Origin of the sequence: Planococcus rifietoensis (assembly GCF_001465795.2) — a bacterium.
GTDB lineage: Bacteria > Bacillota > Bacilli > Bacillales_A > Planococcaceae > Planococcus > Planococcus rifietoensis.
In genome coordinates, this window is record NZ_CP013659.2 from 130,338 (window position 1) to 145,901 (window position 15,564).

Here is a 15,564-nt window from a genome sequence, read left to right on the forward strand (position 1 = left end):
GGCTGTCCTCTTAAATGAGGGCAGCCTATTTTTTTATGCCTGATGAACAACCAGCCATGGCACAGATGGAGCGGAATCGCCGGTTCATTGCCGGCCATCGTCATGGCTGAACATCCAGACGACGCCGTATTTATCTTCCACTATGCCGTACCCGAGGCTCCAGAACGTTTCCTGCAGCTCCATCTGAACTTTTCCTTCCTGCCCCAGCTGATTGAATTCTTTCGTCATTTTGTGTAAGTCATCGGATATTACCGTTACGTTAATGTTCTTGCCGATTGCAATTGGGGCATCTGACATGGCATCTGAAAACATGACCGCGCTCCCGTGGATGTCCAAGCTTGCATGCATAATCCGGTTTTTCATTTCTTCGGGCATTTCCTGCCCAGGCTCTGGCGGCATATCCCCGAAGCGGGAAAGCTCCGCGGGACCTGTAGCGAATACTTTTGCATAATACGCAACCGCTTCTTCGCAATTGCCATTAAAGATCATATAAACATTGACGGTCATCGTGAAAACTCCTTTCTATAAGATTATGTAAAATACGAACAAATATTCCCTTTCTTTATTATAGTCCCTTAGCTGAAAAAGTAAAGGAATGTTTATTGAATAATCAGTTTTTTGGGGGCAGTATCAGTTTCGCTAAATAAAACTGCCTTAAAAGCTCTAGATCTTGAGCTTTTAAGGCAGTGATGGTTTTGTGTTTACTTATTCTGTTGTTTTCTCGCTTCGCGTTCCAAACGTCGGAAGCGGCGCAATTCGGATTTGCGGATCGGTGGCGACTCGCCACGGATGATTTTGGTGAATGACCAAAGCATCAGAAGCAAGAGCACCGTAAACGGCAAGGCCGATATGAGCGAGGCGGTTTGCAAAGCGTTAAGCCCGCCCGCGTAAAGCAGAACGGCTGCGATGGCTGACATCAAAATGCCCCAGATGACTTTGAATAAAGTCGGCGGGTTCAAGCTGCCGAAGCTTGTCATCGTCGCTAAGATGTACGTAGCAGAGTCAGCTGATGTCACAAGGAATGTGAAGATTAGCAGAATCGCCAATACGGACATGATGGTCGACAGCGGAAGAACATCAAAAGTTTGGAACAAGGCAGAAGTCAAATCCACATTGACCGCTTCCGCGATGCCCGATTGTTCGTTCAAGTCATACCATAAAGCTGTACCACCGAAGACGGCGATCCAGACACAGGCGATGGCTGGCGGAATGACCAGCACGCCAAAGACGAATTCGCGGATGGTACGCCCGCGTGATACCCGTGCAACGAACGCTCCGACAAATGGAGACCAGGCAGTTGCCCAAGCCCAGTAGAAGATGGTCCATCCGAGCACCCATTCTCCGCCGGTGTAGGGTTCCATGCGCAGGCTGTACTGAACAAAATTAGTGATGTAATCGCCGATTGCGAGCGTGAACGTGTCCATGATGAAGACTGTCGGGCCCGCAAAGAAGACGAATACCATCAATACCAGTGCCAAGCCTAAGTTCAAGTTACTTAAATAGGCAATTCCTTTATGGAGGCCAGTGGAAGAAGATAGGGTATAGGCGGCGAACATGACGCCGATAATCGCCAATTGGATCGGGAAGGCGTTGTCGATACCGAAAACGGCGTTCAAGCCGCCGTTCATTTGCAAGACCCCAAGGCCAAGTGAAGTGGCGATTCCCATGACGGTTGCAATGACCGCAAGCGAATCAATCGTGTGTTTGACCACTGGCTTCGAACCTAAGACCGGTTCGAGTGCGGTCGATACCAAGCCGGGCTTTTTGCGTCTGAACTGCAAGAAGCCAATGACCAAGCCGACGATAGCGAAGACGGACCATTGGCTGATGCCCCAGTGGAAGAACGAATAGCCCATCGCGATGCGCGCGGCTTCTTCGGTCTGCCCTTCAGTGCCGAACGGTGTCGTAAAGAAATGGCTCATCGGTTCCGCTACGCCCCAGAAGACGAGCCCGGCACCGAAGCCGGCTGAGAACAGCATGCCGATCCATGTGAAGAACGGGAATTCCGGGCGGTCGGAGTCGGCTCCGAGCCGGATGCTGCCATATTTACTAATGGCGATAACGATTAGGAAAAGGGTGATGATGAAGACAGCTAGCAAGTAGAACCAACCGAAGTTAAGAGTGGTGAAGTTAAATAGGGTGCCGGCAACATCACCGAAACGGATCGGCATAAATGCCCCAGCAACTACCAACAGCAGGATCACGGCTGTCGATATGATAAACACGGGGTTTTTCAATAATTTTTTATCCATGATGACCTCCTTTGAAATATGGTAATTATCTTTTCCTATACCCTAGCGTATCGAAAATGATGACTAAAAACCACCCATTTTCCGGAAAAATCAGAATTGACAGGGAAAAAGTGACCATATACACAGCAAATTGGCAATGCTAGAGGGTATTATATTTATATAGAAGAAAACGATCAACGAGTAATGAAAAGGAGTGCTTGCAAATGAAGTTGGATCACATCGTCCATTTTACCCACACCAACCCGGAAGCCAGCAGCCAGTTTTGGAACGAAAAAGGTTTCCATGTAGTGACAGGAGGCAGCCATAAAAACTGGGGAACTCAAAATGCTCTCATGTACGGGCCTGATTTTTATATCGAGTGGCTGACAATTGAAGACGAAAGCGTTGCAGAGCGATCCGGGCATCCGCTTGTCAAGCATTTACGCCATGACCAGAGAGGCTTTGGCACGGTTTGCCTGCGTTCTGGGAACCTGGATCTTTTGGCAAAACAAATCGAAGGACGGGGGTTCCGGACGATTGGCCCAATGGATGCTGAAAGGCTGACTGAAACAGGCGAAACTATCCGCTGGCGCTTGCTCTTTATCGATGAGCCGATATCGTCTTCTTTGCCGCTGCCGTTCTTTATTGAGTGGGAAGAGCCGGACGAGACGCGTTTTGCTGGCTTGAAACAAAAAGGCGCTATTACAGATCTTAATGAAGCACTGCGCATAGAGGCACTCGTTTTCTCGGTAGAAAATCCAGCGCAAAGTGAAGCGCGATGGAGCAGCTTGCTCGGAGGGGCCGTGGAATTGGAAAATTACCGTTTCGAGTTTGAGACGTGCAAGGGAAAAGAACGGCTGCGTGAAGTGCGTTTTGAATCAGCTGAACAGGAAGTCGTATTTGAAGAGGGCCGCTACTGGGTGCCGCGTTTCGGATAGGGGCATGGGTGGTACTGTGGTAGGATAGAAGGAAACTTCAAATTGACGAACAAAGACATAAGGGATCAGGCAGAACCCAGATTCTGCCGAGGGAGGCAACCGTAGATGGAACAATTGATTGAAAAAGCGATTATCGTGGGCGTCCAATTGCAAAAAGATACCCATTTTGAATACAGTATGGAAGAGTTGCGTAATTTGGCGGAAGCGCTGGGCGTCGAAGTCGTGGGCGAACTGCACCAGAACTTGGACCGCGTCAATCCTGCCCATTACGTCGGCACGGGAAAAGTTGACGAAGCAAAAATGTTGTACGAAGAAGCAGACGCTAACCTGATTATCTTCAACGACGAACTGTCGCCGTCTCAAATCCGCAACCTTGAAGAAGAGCTGGAATGCAAAGTGATCGATCGGACGATGCTGATCCTGGACATCTTCTCGAGGCGCGCCCGTACACGCGAAGCGCAAGTGCAAGTGGAATTGGCGCAATTACAGTACATGCTGCCGCGCCTCGTCGGCTTGCGCGCCTCGCTCGGCCGCCAAGGCGGTGCGAGCAGCGGCGGGCTCGCCAACCGTGGCGCCGGGGAAACCAAGCTAGAGCTTGACCGCCGGAAAATCGAGGACCAGATCACCAAACTAAGACGGGAACTCGACCAAGTAAAAGAACAGCGCACAACACAGCGCAAGCAGCGGCTGAAAAAAGGCATGCCGGTCGTCTCACTGGTCGGATATACCAACGCCGGCAAGTCGACCATCATGAACAGCTTGCTGTCGAAGACGGGGCAGGATGAGGACAAGCAGGTATTCGAGAAAGACATGCTTTTTGCGACTTTGGATACGTCTATCCGCCAAATCCGGCTGGAAGATAATAAGACTTTTTTGCTGTCCGATACCGTCGGGTTTGTCAGCCGTTTGCCCCACCATCTCGTTAAAGCATTCCGCTCGACACTTGAAGAAGCCCGCAATGCGGATCTATTGCTTCATGTTGTCGATGTCTCGAACGATGAGCACGATTACATGATGGAAGTGACCGATGCGACGCTGCAGGAAGTGGGCGTCGAAAACGTTCCAACTTTATATGTCTATAATAAATCGGACCTCGCGGGCGTCGTGTATCCAAGAAAGAGCGCAGATGCGGTATGGATATCCGCCAAAGAAGGAGCGGGACTCGATGAACTGGTCGAAAGCATCCGCGAACGGCTCTTTGCGAACCATGTCATGTGCCGGATGGAAATTCCGTTCGGTCGCGGGGACGTCGTCGCCTATTTGAACGACCATGCAAGCATCAAAGAGACCGAATACGGTGAAGAAGGCACGTTGATTACCGTAGAACTGAGTCGTGCAGATTATGACCGCTACGAACAATTCGTTGTCGGCAAATAAGCTATACACAAATAGGTGAAACATAAACAAGCCGGAGAAGCTCTCCGGCTTGTTTATTTGTGACCAGCAATTAACCGGCTGTAAATTGGGTAAACTGTGAGTAAAGGCAGAATGCTGTATAATGGACGACAAGTCTTTATAAGGAGAGTGAACGCCATGAGAAAATGGGTGGCAGTCATAGGCACGGGCGCCGCTGTCATCGGCCTTGGCGCATGCAGCAATGCGCAAGCACCGACGACTGAAGAAGAGAGTGAGAATCCTGCACAAGAAGCTCCCGAAGAAACGAAGAGTGCTTCGGAAGTATACGCAGAAGCGGTGGAGGCTTCGCAGCAAGTAGAAAGCTTGCGCGCGCAGTCGAACACCGAACAACAGATGAAGATGCAGCCGGATGGCATGGAGATCGACATGACGGTGGATTCTGACATGGAAATGACCTATGAGCCTTTAGCATTTCATCAGACCGGCGAAACCAGCATTGTCTCGGATGATATCGACAACAGCAATCCGATGTTGACGGAAATGTATATGACAGAAAAGGGCTTGTACATGCACGAGACATCCGTCGATATGTGGCTGAAGATGCCGGAAGAAATGCACGAAAACATGCAGTCGATTGCCGGACAGCAATCGGCTGACCCTGCGCGCCAATTGGACGAACTCGGTGATTTCGAAGAGGATTTCGTGCTGGAGGAAACGGATGAAGCCTACATCCTGACGCTCGATGCCTCGGGAGAAGAGTTCCAGGAACTGACGGATGAACAATTAGAGAAAACGCTGGGCCAAATGGAAATCGAAGCCCCTCTATCTCCGGAAGATCTGGAAGTACACGCTGTGAATTACGTCATCACGCTGGACAAGGAAACTTATTTAGCGGACCGCATGGAAGTTGATATGGAACTCGACGTCGACGTGCGCGGCGAAATGATGGCAATCGAATCGCAGATGCAAGTGGACTACAGCGACTACAATGCCATCGAGCCAATCGAAATTCCACCGGAAGTATTGGAACAAGCACAGGAAATTGAATTTTAATACACGAAACTGAAAGCAGAGGGAAGTTCCCTCTGCTTTTTTGTGCGCTGAAAGGCGTGCATAACAGAGAATCCAGAAACGTCGTCTGATGCCCGTACACATCCTGATCCCCAACCCAAGAAGCGATTCCCCAACTAGCCGGAAACCCCCTAAAGAAGCAGATCCGGCTAAACACACTTCGATCAATGAAGTGCCTCAGCCGATCTGCGTCAAGAGTGAGCCGATGCATCAAGACAGGCGCTCTTCCTGGCTTGATGCAAGAGGCCGATCCAAAGCAGAATGGCGACTCCAAAAGCGACGACAAATCCCCTCGAAACATCCAAATTCCCAACCCAAGAAGTGAGTTCCCCGCTAGCCGGAAACTGCTTAAAGAAGCAGATCTAGCTAAACAACCTACAAACAATGAAATGTCTCAGCCGATCTGCGTCAAGGGTGAGCCGAAGCACCAAGACAGGCGTTCTTCCTGGCTTGGTGCAAGAGGCCAACCCAAAGCAGGCCGGCGACTCCATAAGTGAAGCCAAAAGTCGGGCACCAAATTTGAAAAACAAGTGAACATTTCAAAGCGCCGACATTCTTAATGACAATAGTTCTCAATTATCCCTTGACGCTATTTTTTATACTGCTATACTAAAAAACAGTTAGTCATTGATAATCATTATCATTCTCAATTGGCAATAGCACTAGATAGGGAGCGGCATTACATGAAAAAACGTATTCTAATACCCATATTGATCCTTCTGTCGTTCATCTCCCTGTTTGTCGGAGTCAGCAGCATTAGCCCGCTGGATCTCCTTGATTTTCAATCGGAAGAAACACAGATTTTCCTCGTCAGCCGTTTTCCGCGACTTGTCGCAATTTTACTTGCGGGGGCTGGCATGAGCATGGCGGGGCTTATCATGCAGCAATTGAGCCGTAATAAATTCGTCTCGCCAACGACTGCCGGGACGCTCGATGCAACGCGCCTCGGGATTCTTGTTTCGATGCTGTTGTTTGCGAACGCTTCGATGATCGAGAAAATGGCTGTGGCGTTCTTGTTCGCACTCGCCGGCACTTTCTTATTCATGCAAATTCTCAACCGCATCAAATTCAAGGATGCCATCTTCATTCCGTTGATCGGCTTGATGTTCGGCAATATCCTGTCATCGATCACAACATTTTTTGCCTACCGGGCAGACGTCATCCAGAATATGTCGGCTTGGCTCCAGGGTGATTTTTCGATGGTCATGAAAGGCAGTTATGAACTTCTTTACATAAGTGTACCGGTCTTCATCATCGCCTATATGTACGCCAACCGCTTTACAGTCGCAGGGATGGGTGAGGATTTCTCGAAAAACTTGGGGCTGAAATACCGCAGTGTCGTCAATATCGGCTTGACCTTAGTGGCGCTTATTACCGCGACCGTGGTTTTGACCGTCGGCATGATTCCGTTTCTCGGCTTGATCATCCCGAATATCGTCTCCATCTTTAAGGGGGACCATCTCCAGAAAACCTTGCCGCATACCGCGATGCTTGGCGCCATCTTCCTATTGGTTTGTGACATTCTCGGGCGCGTCTTGATTTATCCGTACGAGATCACGATCAGCCTGATGGTGGGCGTTATCGGAAGCTTTATCTTCCTGATCATGTTGTTTAGGAGGAAGGCGTATGCGTGATATACATAAACTATGGATTTTGATTGTGCTTGCCGCAGCGGCATGCGGTTTGTATTTATTCGATAATTTGAATGGCAGCTTCGATTATGCGCTGCCGAGAAGAGGCGTGAAAGTCTTCGCGATGGTGCTGACGGGTGTGGCGATTGCTTATGCGACGGTGGTGTTCCAAACGATCACCCATAACCGCATTTTGACGCCGAGCATCATGGGTTTGGATTCGCTCTATATGCTGCTCCAGACGGTCTTGATTTTCTTCTTGGGATCGGGGCATATCACGATCATCAACAAGCAAGTGAATTTCTTATTGTCGATTGCGGTCATGGTCATCTTCGCTTTGTTGTTCTATAAATTGTTGTTTAAGAAAGACAACCAGCCGATTTACTTCTTATTATTGATCGGCATCATTCTCGGGACGTTTTTCGGCAGTGTCTCGACGTTCCTTCAGGTGTTGATCGACCCGAATGAATTCCAGATCGTCCAGGACCGGATGTTCGCCAGTTTCAATAATGTGAATGCCGACCTGGTCTGGCTCTCGCTGTTTTTCATTGTCGTCTTGATCGGCTTGGCCTGGCGCCACAACGCGTCGCTTGACGTGCTGTCTTTGGGGCGTGATACGGCAGTGAATCTCGGTGTTGGCTACGACGCGCTCGTCAAGAAGATGCTCGTGCTTTCTGCCGTATTGATCGCCATTGCGACGGCGCTGGTCGGGCCGATCACGTTCTTCGGCTTGATCGTCGCCAATCTGTCCTATCAATTTTTCAGATCCTATAAACATTCAGTTGTCATTGCCGGTGCGAGTATTATTAGTATCGTGGCGCTGGTCGGCGGTCAATGGGTCGTCGAACATGTCTTCACGTTTAATACGACGCTCAGCGTCATCATCAATTTTGTCGGCGGCGTCTATTTCATCTATTTGCTATTAAAGGAGAGTCGGTCTAAATGATCCAAGTCCGTGAACTGACGAAATTATATGGAAAGAAACAAGTCGTGGAAAATGTCTCCGTCGATATTCGGCGAGGGCAGATCACTTCCTTTATCGGGCCAAACGGGGCGGGGAAATCGACGCTCTTGTCGATGGTCAGCCGGCTGTTGGACGCAGACACTGGAGAAGTGTTAATCGATAAGACCAACACAAAGCAGATGAAGTCCAATGAATTCTCAAAACGTGTCTCTATCTTGAAGCAATCGAATTTCATGAACGTGCGCTTGACGATCCGTGAATTGGTGTCGTTCGGTCGCTTTCCTTATTCCAGGGGCCGCTTGAATGCGGAAGATGAGCAGATGGTCGACCAGGCGATTGAGTACATGGACCTTGGGGACATGGAGGATTCGTATTTGGATGAACTGTCAGGCGGGCAGCGGCAGCGGGCGTTTATCGCCATGGTTATCGCGCAAGACACGGATTACGTGCTGCTCGATGAACCGCTCAATAATTTGGATATGAAGCATTCCGTGCAGATCATGAAGATTTTACGCCGCTTGGTCGATGAGCTCGGCAAAACGGTCATCATCGTCCTTCACGACATCAATTTCGCATCGGTCTATTCCGACCGCATCGTCGCATTGAAAAATGGCCGCGTCGTTAAAGACGGGCCGACCGAGGAAATTATCCAATCGGATGCATTGAAGGAAATTTACGATATGGACATTCCGATTCAACAAATGAATAATTGCCGGATTTGCGTGTATTTCAATTCCTGATAGTGGAAGTTATTGGCTGCGAAAACAAGGAAATCCGGAACCCGTGTGGAAGTGTACTCCATGCGGGTTTTTTTTATTGGTTGTGGATGATTTTCTAAAATGCCTGATGGATGCGGCAAGGAAGAAGGTGCATGTATGAAGCGAATCTTTTATCCGTTGGCGATGGCGACGCTGCTCGGGTTTTTCGGCATCCTTTACTATTATCAGCAAGAATCGGTACGGGAATTGGATGAACGGGCCGCTGCGCTGTTCGGGGGAGTGGGGTGGCTTGAGGCCATGTCATTCATCGGGGAGCAGTGGATGATCTTTACTGTGAGCTTTCTGCTTTTGGTCTTCCTGTGGGCGTTCCGCCATAACTACCGGGGCATGTTTTTCGTTTTATTGGCGGTCGGGGCAGGGAATGCATTGAATCAATTGCTGCAGCAATGGTTCGGCCGCCCGCTGCCGGAATTTCCTGAAGAGGTGGCGTCCTACAGCTTCCCATCCGATCACGCGATGGTCGGCTTGTTGTACTTGTTTACGCTGGCCTATTTCCTTGGTGAAAGGGTCGCCGCAAAATCGGTTCGCCTGCTGATCTGGCTGGGCGCTGTATTGCTGACGGTGCTCACGGCTTTATCGCAAGTAGCAAGCGGCACGCATTACCTGTCGGATGTTGTGGCGGGGCTGTTTCTCGGTTATACCTTATTCGTCCTGATAGCCATCTGGTATGAAATGAGGGAGCGGCAATTCCGCAAGCGCAAGGATATGCGACTTGTTGAGCGGGAAGATATTGGTGAGCATTGAATTAGGGCAATAAAAAACGAACGGAGAAATTTTCTCCGTTCGTTTTTCTATTTAAGAACCCCCAAGTTTTTCGTTCTATCTCTCTCTATTTTATACTTTCCCTGAAGCTGGCCGTTCTTCGCCAAGCTGGTTCAGGCGGTCTGCAAAATTATCCGCTCTGCCGGATGAACCGCGCAGCACGTCTTGCATTGAATAAGCCTGTGATCCGTGTTCTGCAAAATCCAAGCCGGTTTCTTCCTCTTCGGCTGTCACACGCAACGGCGTCACGATGCTGATCAATAGAAGGACGGCGCCCGTAGACAAGGATGCCCAAGCGATGACGGCCAGTACGCCGACTGCCTGGATGCCGAGAATTTCAGCTCCTCCTCCGTAAAGCAATCCGCCGTTCACATCGAAGAATCCGATCGCGAGAGTTCCCCAAATCCCTGCGATTCCGTGAACCGATACAGCCCCCACTGGATCGTCCACGCGAATTTTCGTATCCAATAGATGGACAGCTTCCGTCATGATGATGCCGGCGATCAAGCCGATCAAAATTGCACCGAGGAAGGATACATTGGCAGCGCCGGCAGTGATGCCGACAAGCCCTGCAAGTGCACCGTTCATCGTCAATGTGCCGTCAATGCGGCCGTAGCGGAAGCGGGTGTAAAGCGCCGTAGCCAAAACACCGGCGGATGCTGCGAGCAAAGTGTTGGCAATGACGGGCGGAACGAGCGCAGGGTCTGCTGCGAGTGTGCTGCCGCCGTTAAAGCCGAACCAGCCAAGCCATAGGATGAACACGCCAAGCGCGCCAAGCGGCAAGCTGTGGCCAGGGATCGTATTGACGGTTTTGCCGGAATACTTCCCGAGACGCGGCCCAATTTTCCAAGCTGCGATAAAGGCAGCGACGGCACCCGTCAAGTGGACGACGGTGGAACCGGCGAAGTCGATAAAGCCGATTTCAGACAACCAGCCGCCTCCCCATACCCAGTGGCCGACAATCGGATAGATGATGGCTGTCATGGCAACGGTCAGCAGGATATAAGCGGTCAAGTGCATGCGTTCTGCGACAGCACCTGAGATGATTGTGGCGCAGGTGGCGGCAAAGACTGCCTGGAACACGAAGAATCCGATATCCGTGACACCCGATAAAGCGAATCCTTCTGTGCCGATCAAGCCGAACGATGACGGCCCGAACATCAATGCGTAGCCGACAATGAAATAAAGGATGGAGCCAAGTGAAATGGTGATCATGTTTTTCATCAAAATATTAAGGGTATTTTTAGAGCGAGTGAATCCTGTTTCAACCATGGCGAATCCGGCGTGCATGAAAAAGACGAGCATGGCACCGAGCATGACCCACAGCATATCGACTGAACTTTGTACAGCTTCCATAATGATCTCCCCTTATCCAATCGCGACAGTGCCGCGTTCTTTTGTTCTGATGCGGATGGCTTCTTCTACAGGAAGGATGAAGATTTTCCCGTCTCCGACTTCGCCGGTGGAGGCATAGTCAAGCAGAGCTTGGATGATGTCCTCGACTTTTTCGTCCGAGACGACCATTTCCAATTTCAGTTTCGGGGAAAATTCCATTCGGAAGGCATTCCCTCGGAACAAGCCGACGCGCCCCTCTTGTTTGCCGATTCCCGCGATTTCAGTTACGGTCAGCCCATCAATTCCTTCAAGAGCTAATGCTTGCCGGACGTCGGCGAAAACAGAAGGGCGAATGATAGTCTCAATCTTTTTCATGCTTCTTCCTCCTCGTGTTAGGTTTTCTAACATGTATTTCGTGTTAGGTTTGTTAACATATTAATCAATGTTTTCTGACAATGCAAGTTATATTTTTGATTTATGTAAGGTTTTATTACGTGAAAACGATTGCAAATGGCGGTAATAAAGAGAAAATTAAAATTTTAACTTATTTAAAGGGAGAGGTGATGAGTGTGTATCGAATTTCACAAGAACTGGCTGAACTAGGTAAAAAGCGCATTGCGGATTTTGCTGTGGAAGGTTTTGTTTGGGGGAGTGGCCCGCAATCGCCGGCGTTGATGCTGGTCGGAGAAGCGCCAGGCGAGAACGAAGTGGAAACGGGAATTCCGTTTACCGGGCGCGCCGGAAAAGAATTGATGGCTTCATTGGAAGGAATCGGACTTGAACGAGAAGATGTCTATATTACCAGCGCCGTCAGAAGTCGCCCGTATAAGTGGGGAGAAAAACGCACCCGAAGCGGTGAAGTGGTGAAGCGTAAATACAACCGGGCACCGAATAAAAAAGAAATTATTGCCCACGCCCCGATCCTTGATGAAGAAATTCGTGCGGTGAAGCCTCCATTAATCGTGACACTCGGCAATATCGGCTTGCAGCGGCTCGTCGGGCGTGAGGCGAAGATCATGCAATTGCATGGAACGCTGATGGAAACGCCGATCTTGTACTGGGATGAAGATAGCGGCGCGTTTTTGGAAACGCAGGAGAGCTATCACATCTTTCCGACCTTCCATCCGGCGAGCGTATTTTATAACCCGTCAGTCCGGGAATATAAGGATGCCGATTGGGAAAAACTGGGGCGATTGCTGCGTAATGAAGTGAATGAATAATGGAAAATCTTTCTTTGTTGAAAAAAGTTGCACAAAGGAAACTTCTGGAGTAGAATAGCTTTATTCATTACTACTGGAAGGAAGTTGGCTTTATGGATAGTACGGTTTTATTCGCGCTTGGCTTAACGCTGTTCGCGGGGCTGGCAACCGGAATCGGCAGTTTGATCGCATTTTTTGCTTCGCGCACCAACACGAAGTTTCTGTCGGTGTCGCTCGGTTTCTCGGCGGGGGTCATGATTTATGTCTCGATGATCGAGATTTTCTTTAAAGCGAAAGATTCGCTGACGGCTGCCCAAGGAGAGACGGCAGGGTACTGGTTGACGCTCGCCGGCTTTTTCGGCGGGATGGTCTTCATGGCAGTGCTTGACCGGATACTGCCGCAGATGGGGAACCCCCATGAAGTGCGCACGGTAGAAGATATGGACGAGGGCCCGACCAACGACGAGTATGCGCGACTCCGCAAGATGGGGATCTTTACGGCGCTGGCTATTGCCATCCATAATTTCCCTGAAGGCATCGCGACATTCATGTCAGCGATCCAGGACCCTGCGCTCGGCATTGCCATTGCAATTGCTGTGGCGATTCATAACATTCCTGAAGGCATCGCGGTGTCCGTGCCGATTTATTATGCGACCGGCAGCCGCAAGAAAGCGTTCCAATACAGTTTCCTCTCGGGAATATCCGAACCGATCGGGGCCATTGCCGCTTGGCTATTCTTGATGCCTTTTTTGAGCGATACATTGTTCGGCATCATCTTCGCGGGTGTTGCGGGGATCATGGTGTTCATCTCGTTGGATGAATTATTGCCGGCAGCGAAGCGTTATGACGAAGCCCATTTATCGATTTATGGATTGGTTGCCGGAATGGCGGTCATGGCTCTCAGCCTAGTCCTTCTTGCGTAACTTGAAACTTCACGCCTTCTTGACCGTATAAATGGTCAAGGAGGCGTTTTTCAATGGAAGTCAAAAAGATCGAAGAAACTTATGGGCAAGTCTCGAAAGCGCTTGGGTGGGCGACAGACAAGCAAGTGTCGCTCGCAGTCACGATGATGTATTTGAGCCGAGGGCACGAATTTGATGCAGATGCACATCTCGAAGCGTCCCAGCTCATCAAAAAGAAAGAAGGGTTCACCTCACCGCTGCGTGCGCATCTTCACCACATTGCAGCGGCATATCTGGTGCTTCGTGATGAGTCGGCTGAAGATGGGTTGGCCAAGCTCAATGCCAATCAGCAGGCACTGAACAACAGTAAGTTCTGGAAAAGTGCCTATACATATCTCGCGGGTTTGATGATGGACTCGCCTGAACAAGCGCAGCGGGCGAGAGAGTTGTATGATGCGATGAAAGCCTATCACCCATTCCTCACTTCGAGCGAAGATATTCCATACGTGGCTTTGCTTTCGAACCGGGAAGGCGGCGTACTGGAGCGTGCTGAAACGATGAACCGTTATTATAAAGAGTTGCGAACACAAGGGTTTTCAGCCGGCAATCATTTGCAATGGCTGAGCCAGGTTATGACCTTCGATTCGCCGGTATTTCAACCGGAAGTGGCGGGGCGCGTCGTTGCGATCCGTGATTTCCTCAAAGCGGAGAACATCAAAGTGCGCGGAGAGCATTATCCGGTGCTTGGTTTTTTGGCTATTGCGAATGCAGACGGACAAGCGCTGGCTGATGTTGTGGAAATGGCCCGCGCACTGGATGCGTCGAAATTGTTCCGCTGGTATGGCGGATGGATTTTGCCATCAGCAGTCCAATTGGCGATGGCGGAATCGGTAGAGCTGCGTGAAAGCGAAGCGGCAGTATTTTCGGCTTCCGTGGAAATGCTTATGCAAGCGCAACAGGCAGCGATGATGCTTGGCGTGAGTGCGGTAATCGCTTCTTCCAATAATTCCGGGAGCTGATTGCGAAGCTCTCAGACATCCCTTGTCACTTGAAGCTTGTAACGGTATAGTTAGGGTGTAAACAATAACAGACAAGTGTCAAGACAAGGGGAAAGAACATGACAACTGCCACAGAAAAAAACACAAAATCCGTATCACAACGCAAATTATTGGGCGTAGCGGGGCTCGGCTGGCTATTCGATGCCATGGACGTCGGGATCCTGGCGTTCATTATTGCTGCACTTCATGAAGATTGGGGCCTCACTTCCCAGCAGATGGGCTGGATTGGCGGCGTCAATTCCATCGGCATGGCCGTCGGGGCGTTCATTTTTGGCATTTACGCCGATCGGGTTGGCCGTAAGAAAATCTTCATCATCACCTTATTGCTGTTCTCGCTGGCAAGCGGCATCTCGGCATTCACCACAACGCTTGCTGCTTTCCTGATTCTGCGTTTCTTTGTCGGAATGGGGCTTGGCGGAGAATTGCCGGTCGCCTCGACTTTGGTATCGGAAAGTGTCCCGGCAAAAGATCGCGGGCGGGTGGTGGTGCTGCTGGAGAGTTTCTGGGCTGCGGGCTGGCTGGTGGCTGCGATCATTTCGTACTTCATCATTCCTGCATACGGCTGGCGGGTCGCGCTGTTGCTGACGGCATTGCCTGCGTTTTACGCGCTGTACCTGCGCATTAATCTGCCGGATTCGCCGCAATTCACAGCGAAAAAAGACGTGCTGCGCTCTGTTTCGACCAATATTCGTGACGTATGGTCAAAAACGTATCGGCGCCCGACGATGATGCTGTGGATCGTCTGGTTTACGGTCGTCTTCTCGTATTATGGGATGTTCCTATGGCTGCCGAGCGTTATGGTGATGAAAGGATTCCCGCTCATCCAAAGTTTCCAATATGTATTGATCATGACGCTTGCGCAATTGCCGGGTTATTTCTCGGCTGCTTGGCTCATCGAACGCGCCGGCCGGAAGTTCGTGCTGGTGACGTATCTGATCGGGACGGCTGCCTCCGCTTTAGCGTTTGGGAATGCGGACACCGTTACGACGCTATTGATATCAGGTGCCTTCCTATCATTCTTCAACCTCGGTGCTTGGGGAGCGCTCTACGCATATTCGCCTGAGCAGTATCCGACGGTCATCCGTGCGACAGGCACAGGCATGGCGGCGTCATTCGGCAGGATCGGCGGAATTCTTGGCCCGATCCTGGTTGGTTCGATGCTGACGGCGGGATTCGGCATCAATATCATTTTTGCGATTTTCTGCGTTTCGATTTTGATCGGCGCATTGGCGGTTGCCTTCCTTGGGACCGAAACGAAACAGATGGAATTGGAATGATGAAACGCGGGCCGAATAAGGCCCGCGTTTTCGTTTTCTCTAAAGTGAAAAGAGGGAATGA

At 50.3% G+C, this 15,564-nt stretch carries 15 protein-coding genes; 11 read left to right on the forward strand and 4 right to left on the reverse strand.

The window, feature by feature from the left end:
• Positions 1 to 84: 84 nt before the first annotated feature.
• A complete protein-coding gene (locus AUC31_RS00650) occupies positions 85 to 507 on the reverse strand; it encodes a VOC family protein (RefSeq protein ID WP_058381860.1) in 423 nt (140 codons plus the stop codon).
• 194 nt (positions 508 to 701) lie between these two features.
• Positions 702 to 2,252 (reverse strand): BCCT family transporter, encoded by a 1,551-nt coding sequence (locus AUC31_RS00655; RefSeq protein WP_058381859.1) that lies wholly within the window; start codon positions 2,250 to 2,252, stop codon positions 702 to 704.
• Between the two features lie 203 nt (positions 2,253 to 2,455).
• Here AUC31_RS00655 and AUC31_RS00660 point away from each other — a divergent pair, with 203 nt between their 5' ends.
• The 7 genes from AUC31_RS00660 to AUC31_RS00695 all read left to right on the forward strand — a co-directional run bounded on the left by AUC31_RS00660 (position 2,456) and on the right by AUC31_RS00695 (position 9,714).
• On the forward strand, positions 2,456 to 3,169 hold the full coding sequence (locus AUC31_RS00660; RefSeq protein WP_058381858.1) for a VOC family protein: 714 nt from the start codon (positions 2,456 to 2,458) through the stop codon (positions 3,167 to 3,169).
• Positions 3,170 to 3,274: 105 nt separating this feature from the next.
• The gene (gene hflX, locus AUC31_RS00665) at positions 3,275 to 4,546 is read left to right on the forward strand and encodes a GTPase HflX (protein WP_058381857.1); all 1,272 of its coding nucleotides are present in this window, start codon (positions 3,275 to 3,277) and stop codon (positions 4,544 to 4,546) included.
• A gap of 156 nt (positions 4,547 to 4,702) precedes the next feature.
• Positions 4,703 to 5,578, forward strand: a complete 876-nt coding sequence (locus AUC31_RS00670; RefSeq protein ID WP_058381856.1) for a DUF6612 family protein — start codon at positions 4,703 to 4,705, stop codon at positions 5,576 to 5,578.
• Between the two features lie 701 nt (positions 5,579 to 6,279).
• Positions 6,280 to 7,230: an ABC transporter permease gene (locus tag AUC31_RS00680; protein ID WP_058381854.1), complete on the forward strand. Its 951-nt coding sequence runs from the start codon at positions 6,280 to 6,282 to the stop codon at positions 7,228 to 7,230.
• Positions 7,223 to 8,173, forward strand: a complete 951-nt coding sequence (locus AUC31_RS00685; RefSeq protein WP_058381853.1) for an iron chelate uptake ABC transporter family permease subunit — start codon at positions 7,223 to 7,225, stop codon at positions 8,171 to 8,173. Before AUC31_RS00680 ends, AUC31_RS00685 begins: the two co-directional genes overlap by 8 nt.
• A complete protein-coding gene (locus tag AUC31_RS00690; RefSeq protein ID WP_058381852.1) occupies positions 8,170 to 8,931 on the forward strand; it encodes an iron ABC transporter ATP-binding protein in 762 nt (253 codons plus the stop codon). The genes AUC31_RS00685 and AUC31_RS00690 overlap by 4 nt, the downstream gene beginning before the upstream one ends.
• Positions 8,932 to 9,066: 135 nt before the next feature.
• Complete coding sequence (locus AUC31_RS00695; protein ID WP_058381851.1) at positions 9,067 to 9,714, forward strand: phosphatase PAP2 family protein; 648 nt, start codon at positions 9,067 to 9,069, stop codon at positions 9,712 to 9,714.
• A 90-nt stretch (positions 9,715 to 9,804) separates the two neighbouring features.
• Here AUC31_RS00695 and AUC31_RS00700 read toward each other — a convergent pair whose 3' ends face one another.
• Complete coding sequence (locus tag AUC31_RS00700; RefSeq protein WP_058381850.1) at positions 9,805 to 11,088, reverse strand: ammonium transporter; 1,284 nt, start codon at positions 11,086 to 11,088, stop codon at positions 9,805 to 9,807.
• Positions 11,089 to 11,100: 12 nt separating this feature from the next.
• A complete protein-coding gene (locus AUC31_RS00705) occupies positions 11,101 to 11,442 on the reverse strand; it encodes a P-II family nitrogen regulator (protein ID WP_058381849.1) in 342 nt (113 codons plus the stop codon).
• 188 nt (positions 11,443 to 11,630) lie between these two features.
• Here AUC31_RS00705 and AUC31_RS00710 point away from each other — a divergent pair, with 188 nt between their 5' ends.
• From AUC31_RS00710 to AUC31_RS00725, 4 genes are all read left to right on the forward strand, one after another.
• Positions 11,631 to 12,287 (forward strand): uracil-DNA glycosylase, encoded by a 657-nt coding sequence (locus AUC31_RS00710; protein WP_058381848.1) that lies wholly within the window; start codon positions 11,631 to 11,633, stop codon positions 12,285 to 12,287.
• Positions 12,288 to 12,379: 92 nt separating this feature from the next.
• Entirely contained in the window at positions 12,380 to 13,189 is an 810-nt protein-coding gene (zupT, locus tag AUC31_RS00715) for a zinc transporter ZupT (RefSeq protein WP_058381847.1), read from the forward strand.
• Between the two features lie 53 nt (positions 13,190 to 13,242).
• Positions 13,243 to 14,187: a DUF4003 family protein gene (locus AUC31_RS00720; RefSeq protein ID WP_058381846.1), complete on the forward strand. Its 945-nt coding sequence runs from the start codon at positions 13,243 to 13,245 to the stop codon at positions 14,185 to 14,187.
• Between the two features lie 98 nt (positions 14,188 to 14,285).
• Positions 14,286 to 15,503: an MFS transporter gene (locus tag AUC31_RS00725; RefSeq protein WP_058381845.1), complete on the forward strand. Its 1,218-nt coding sequence runs from the start codon at positions 14,286 to 14,288 to the stop codon at positions 15,501 to 15,503.
• The last annotated feature ends 61 nt before the right edge of the window (positions 15,504 to 15,564 follow it).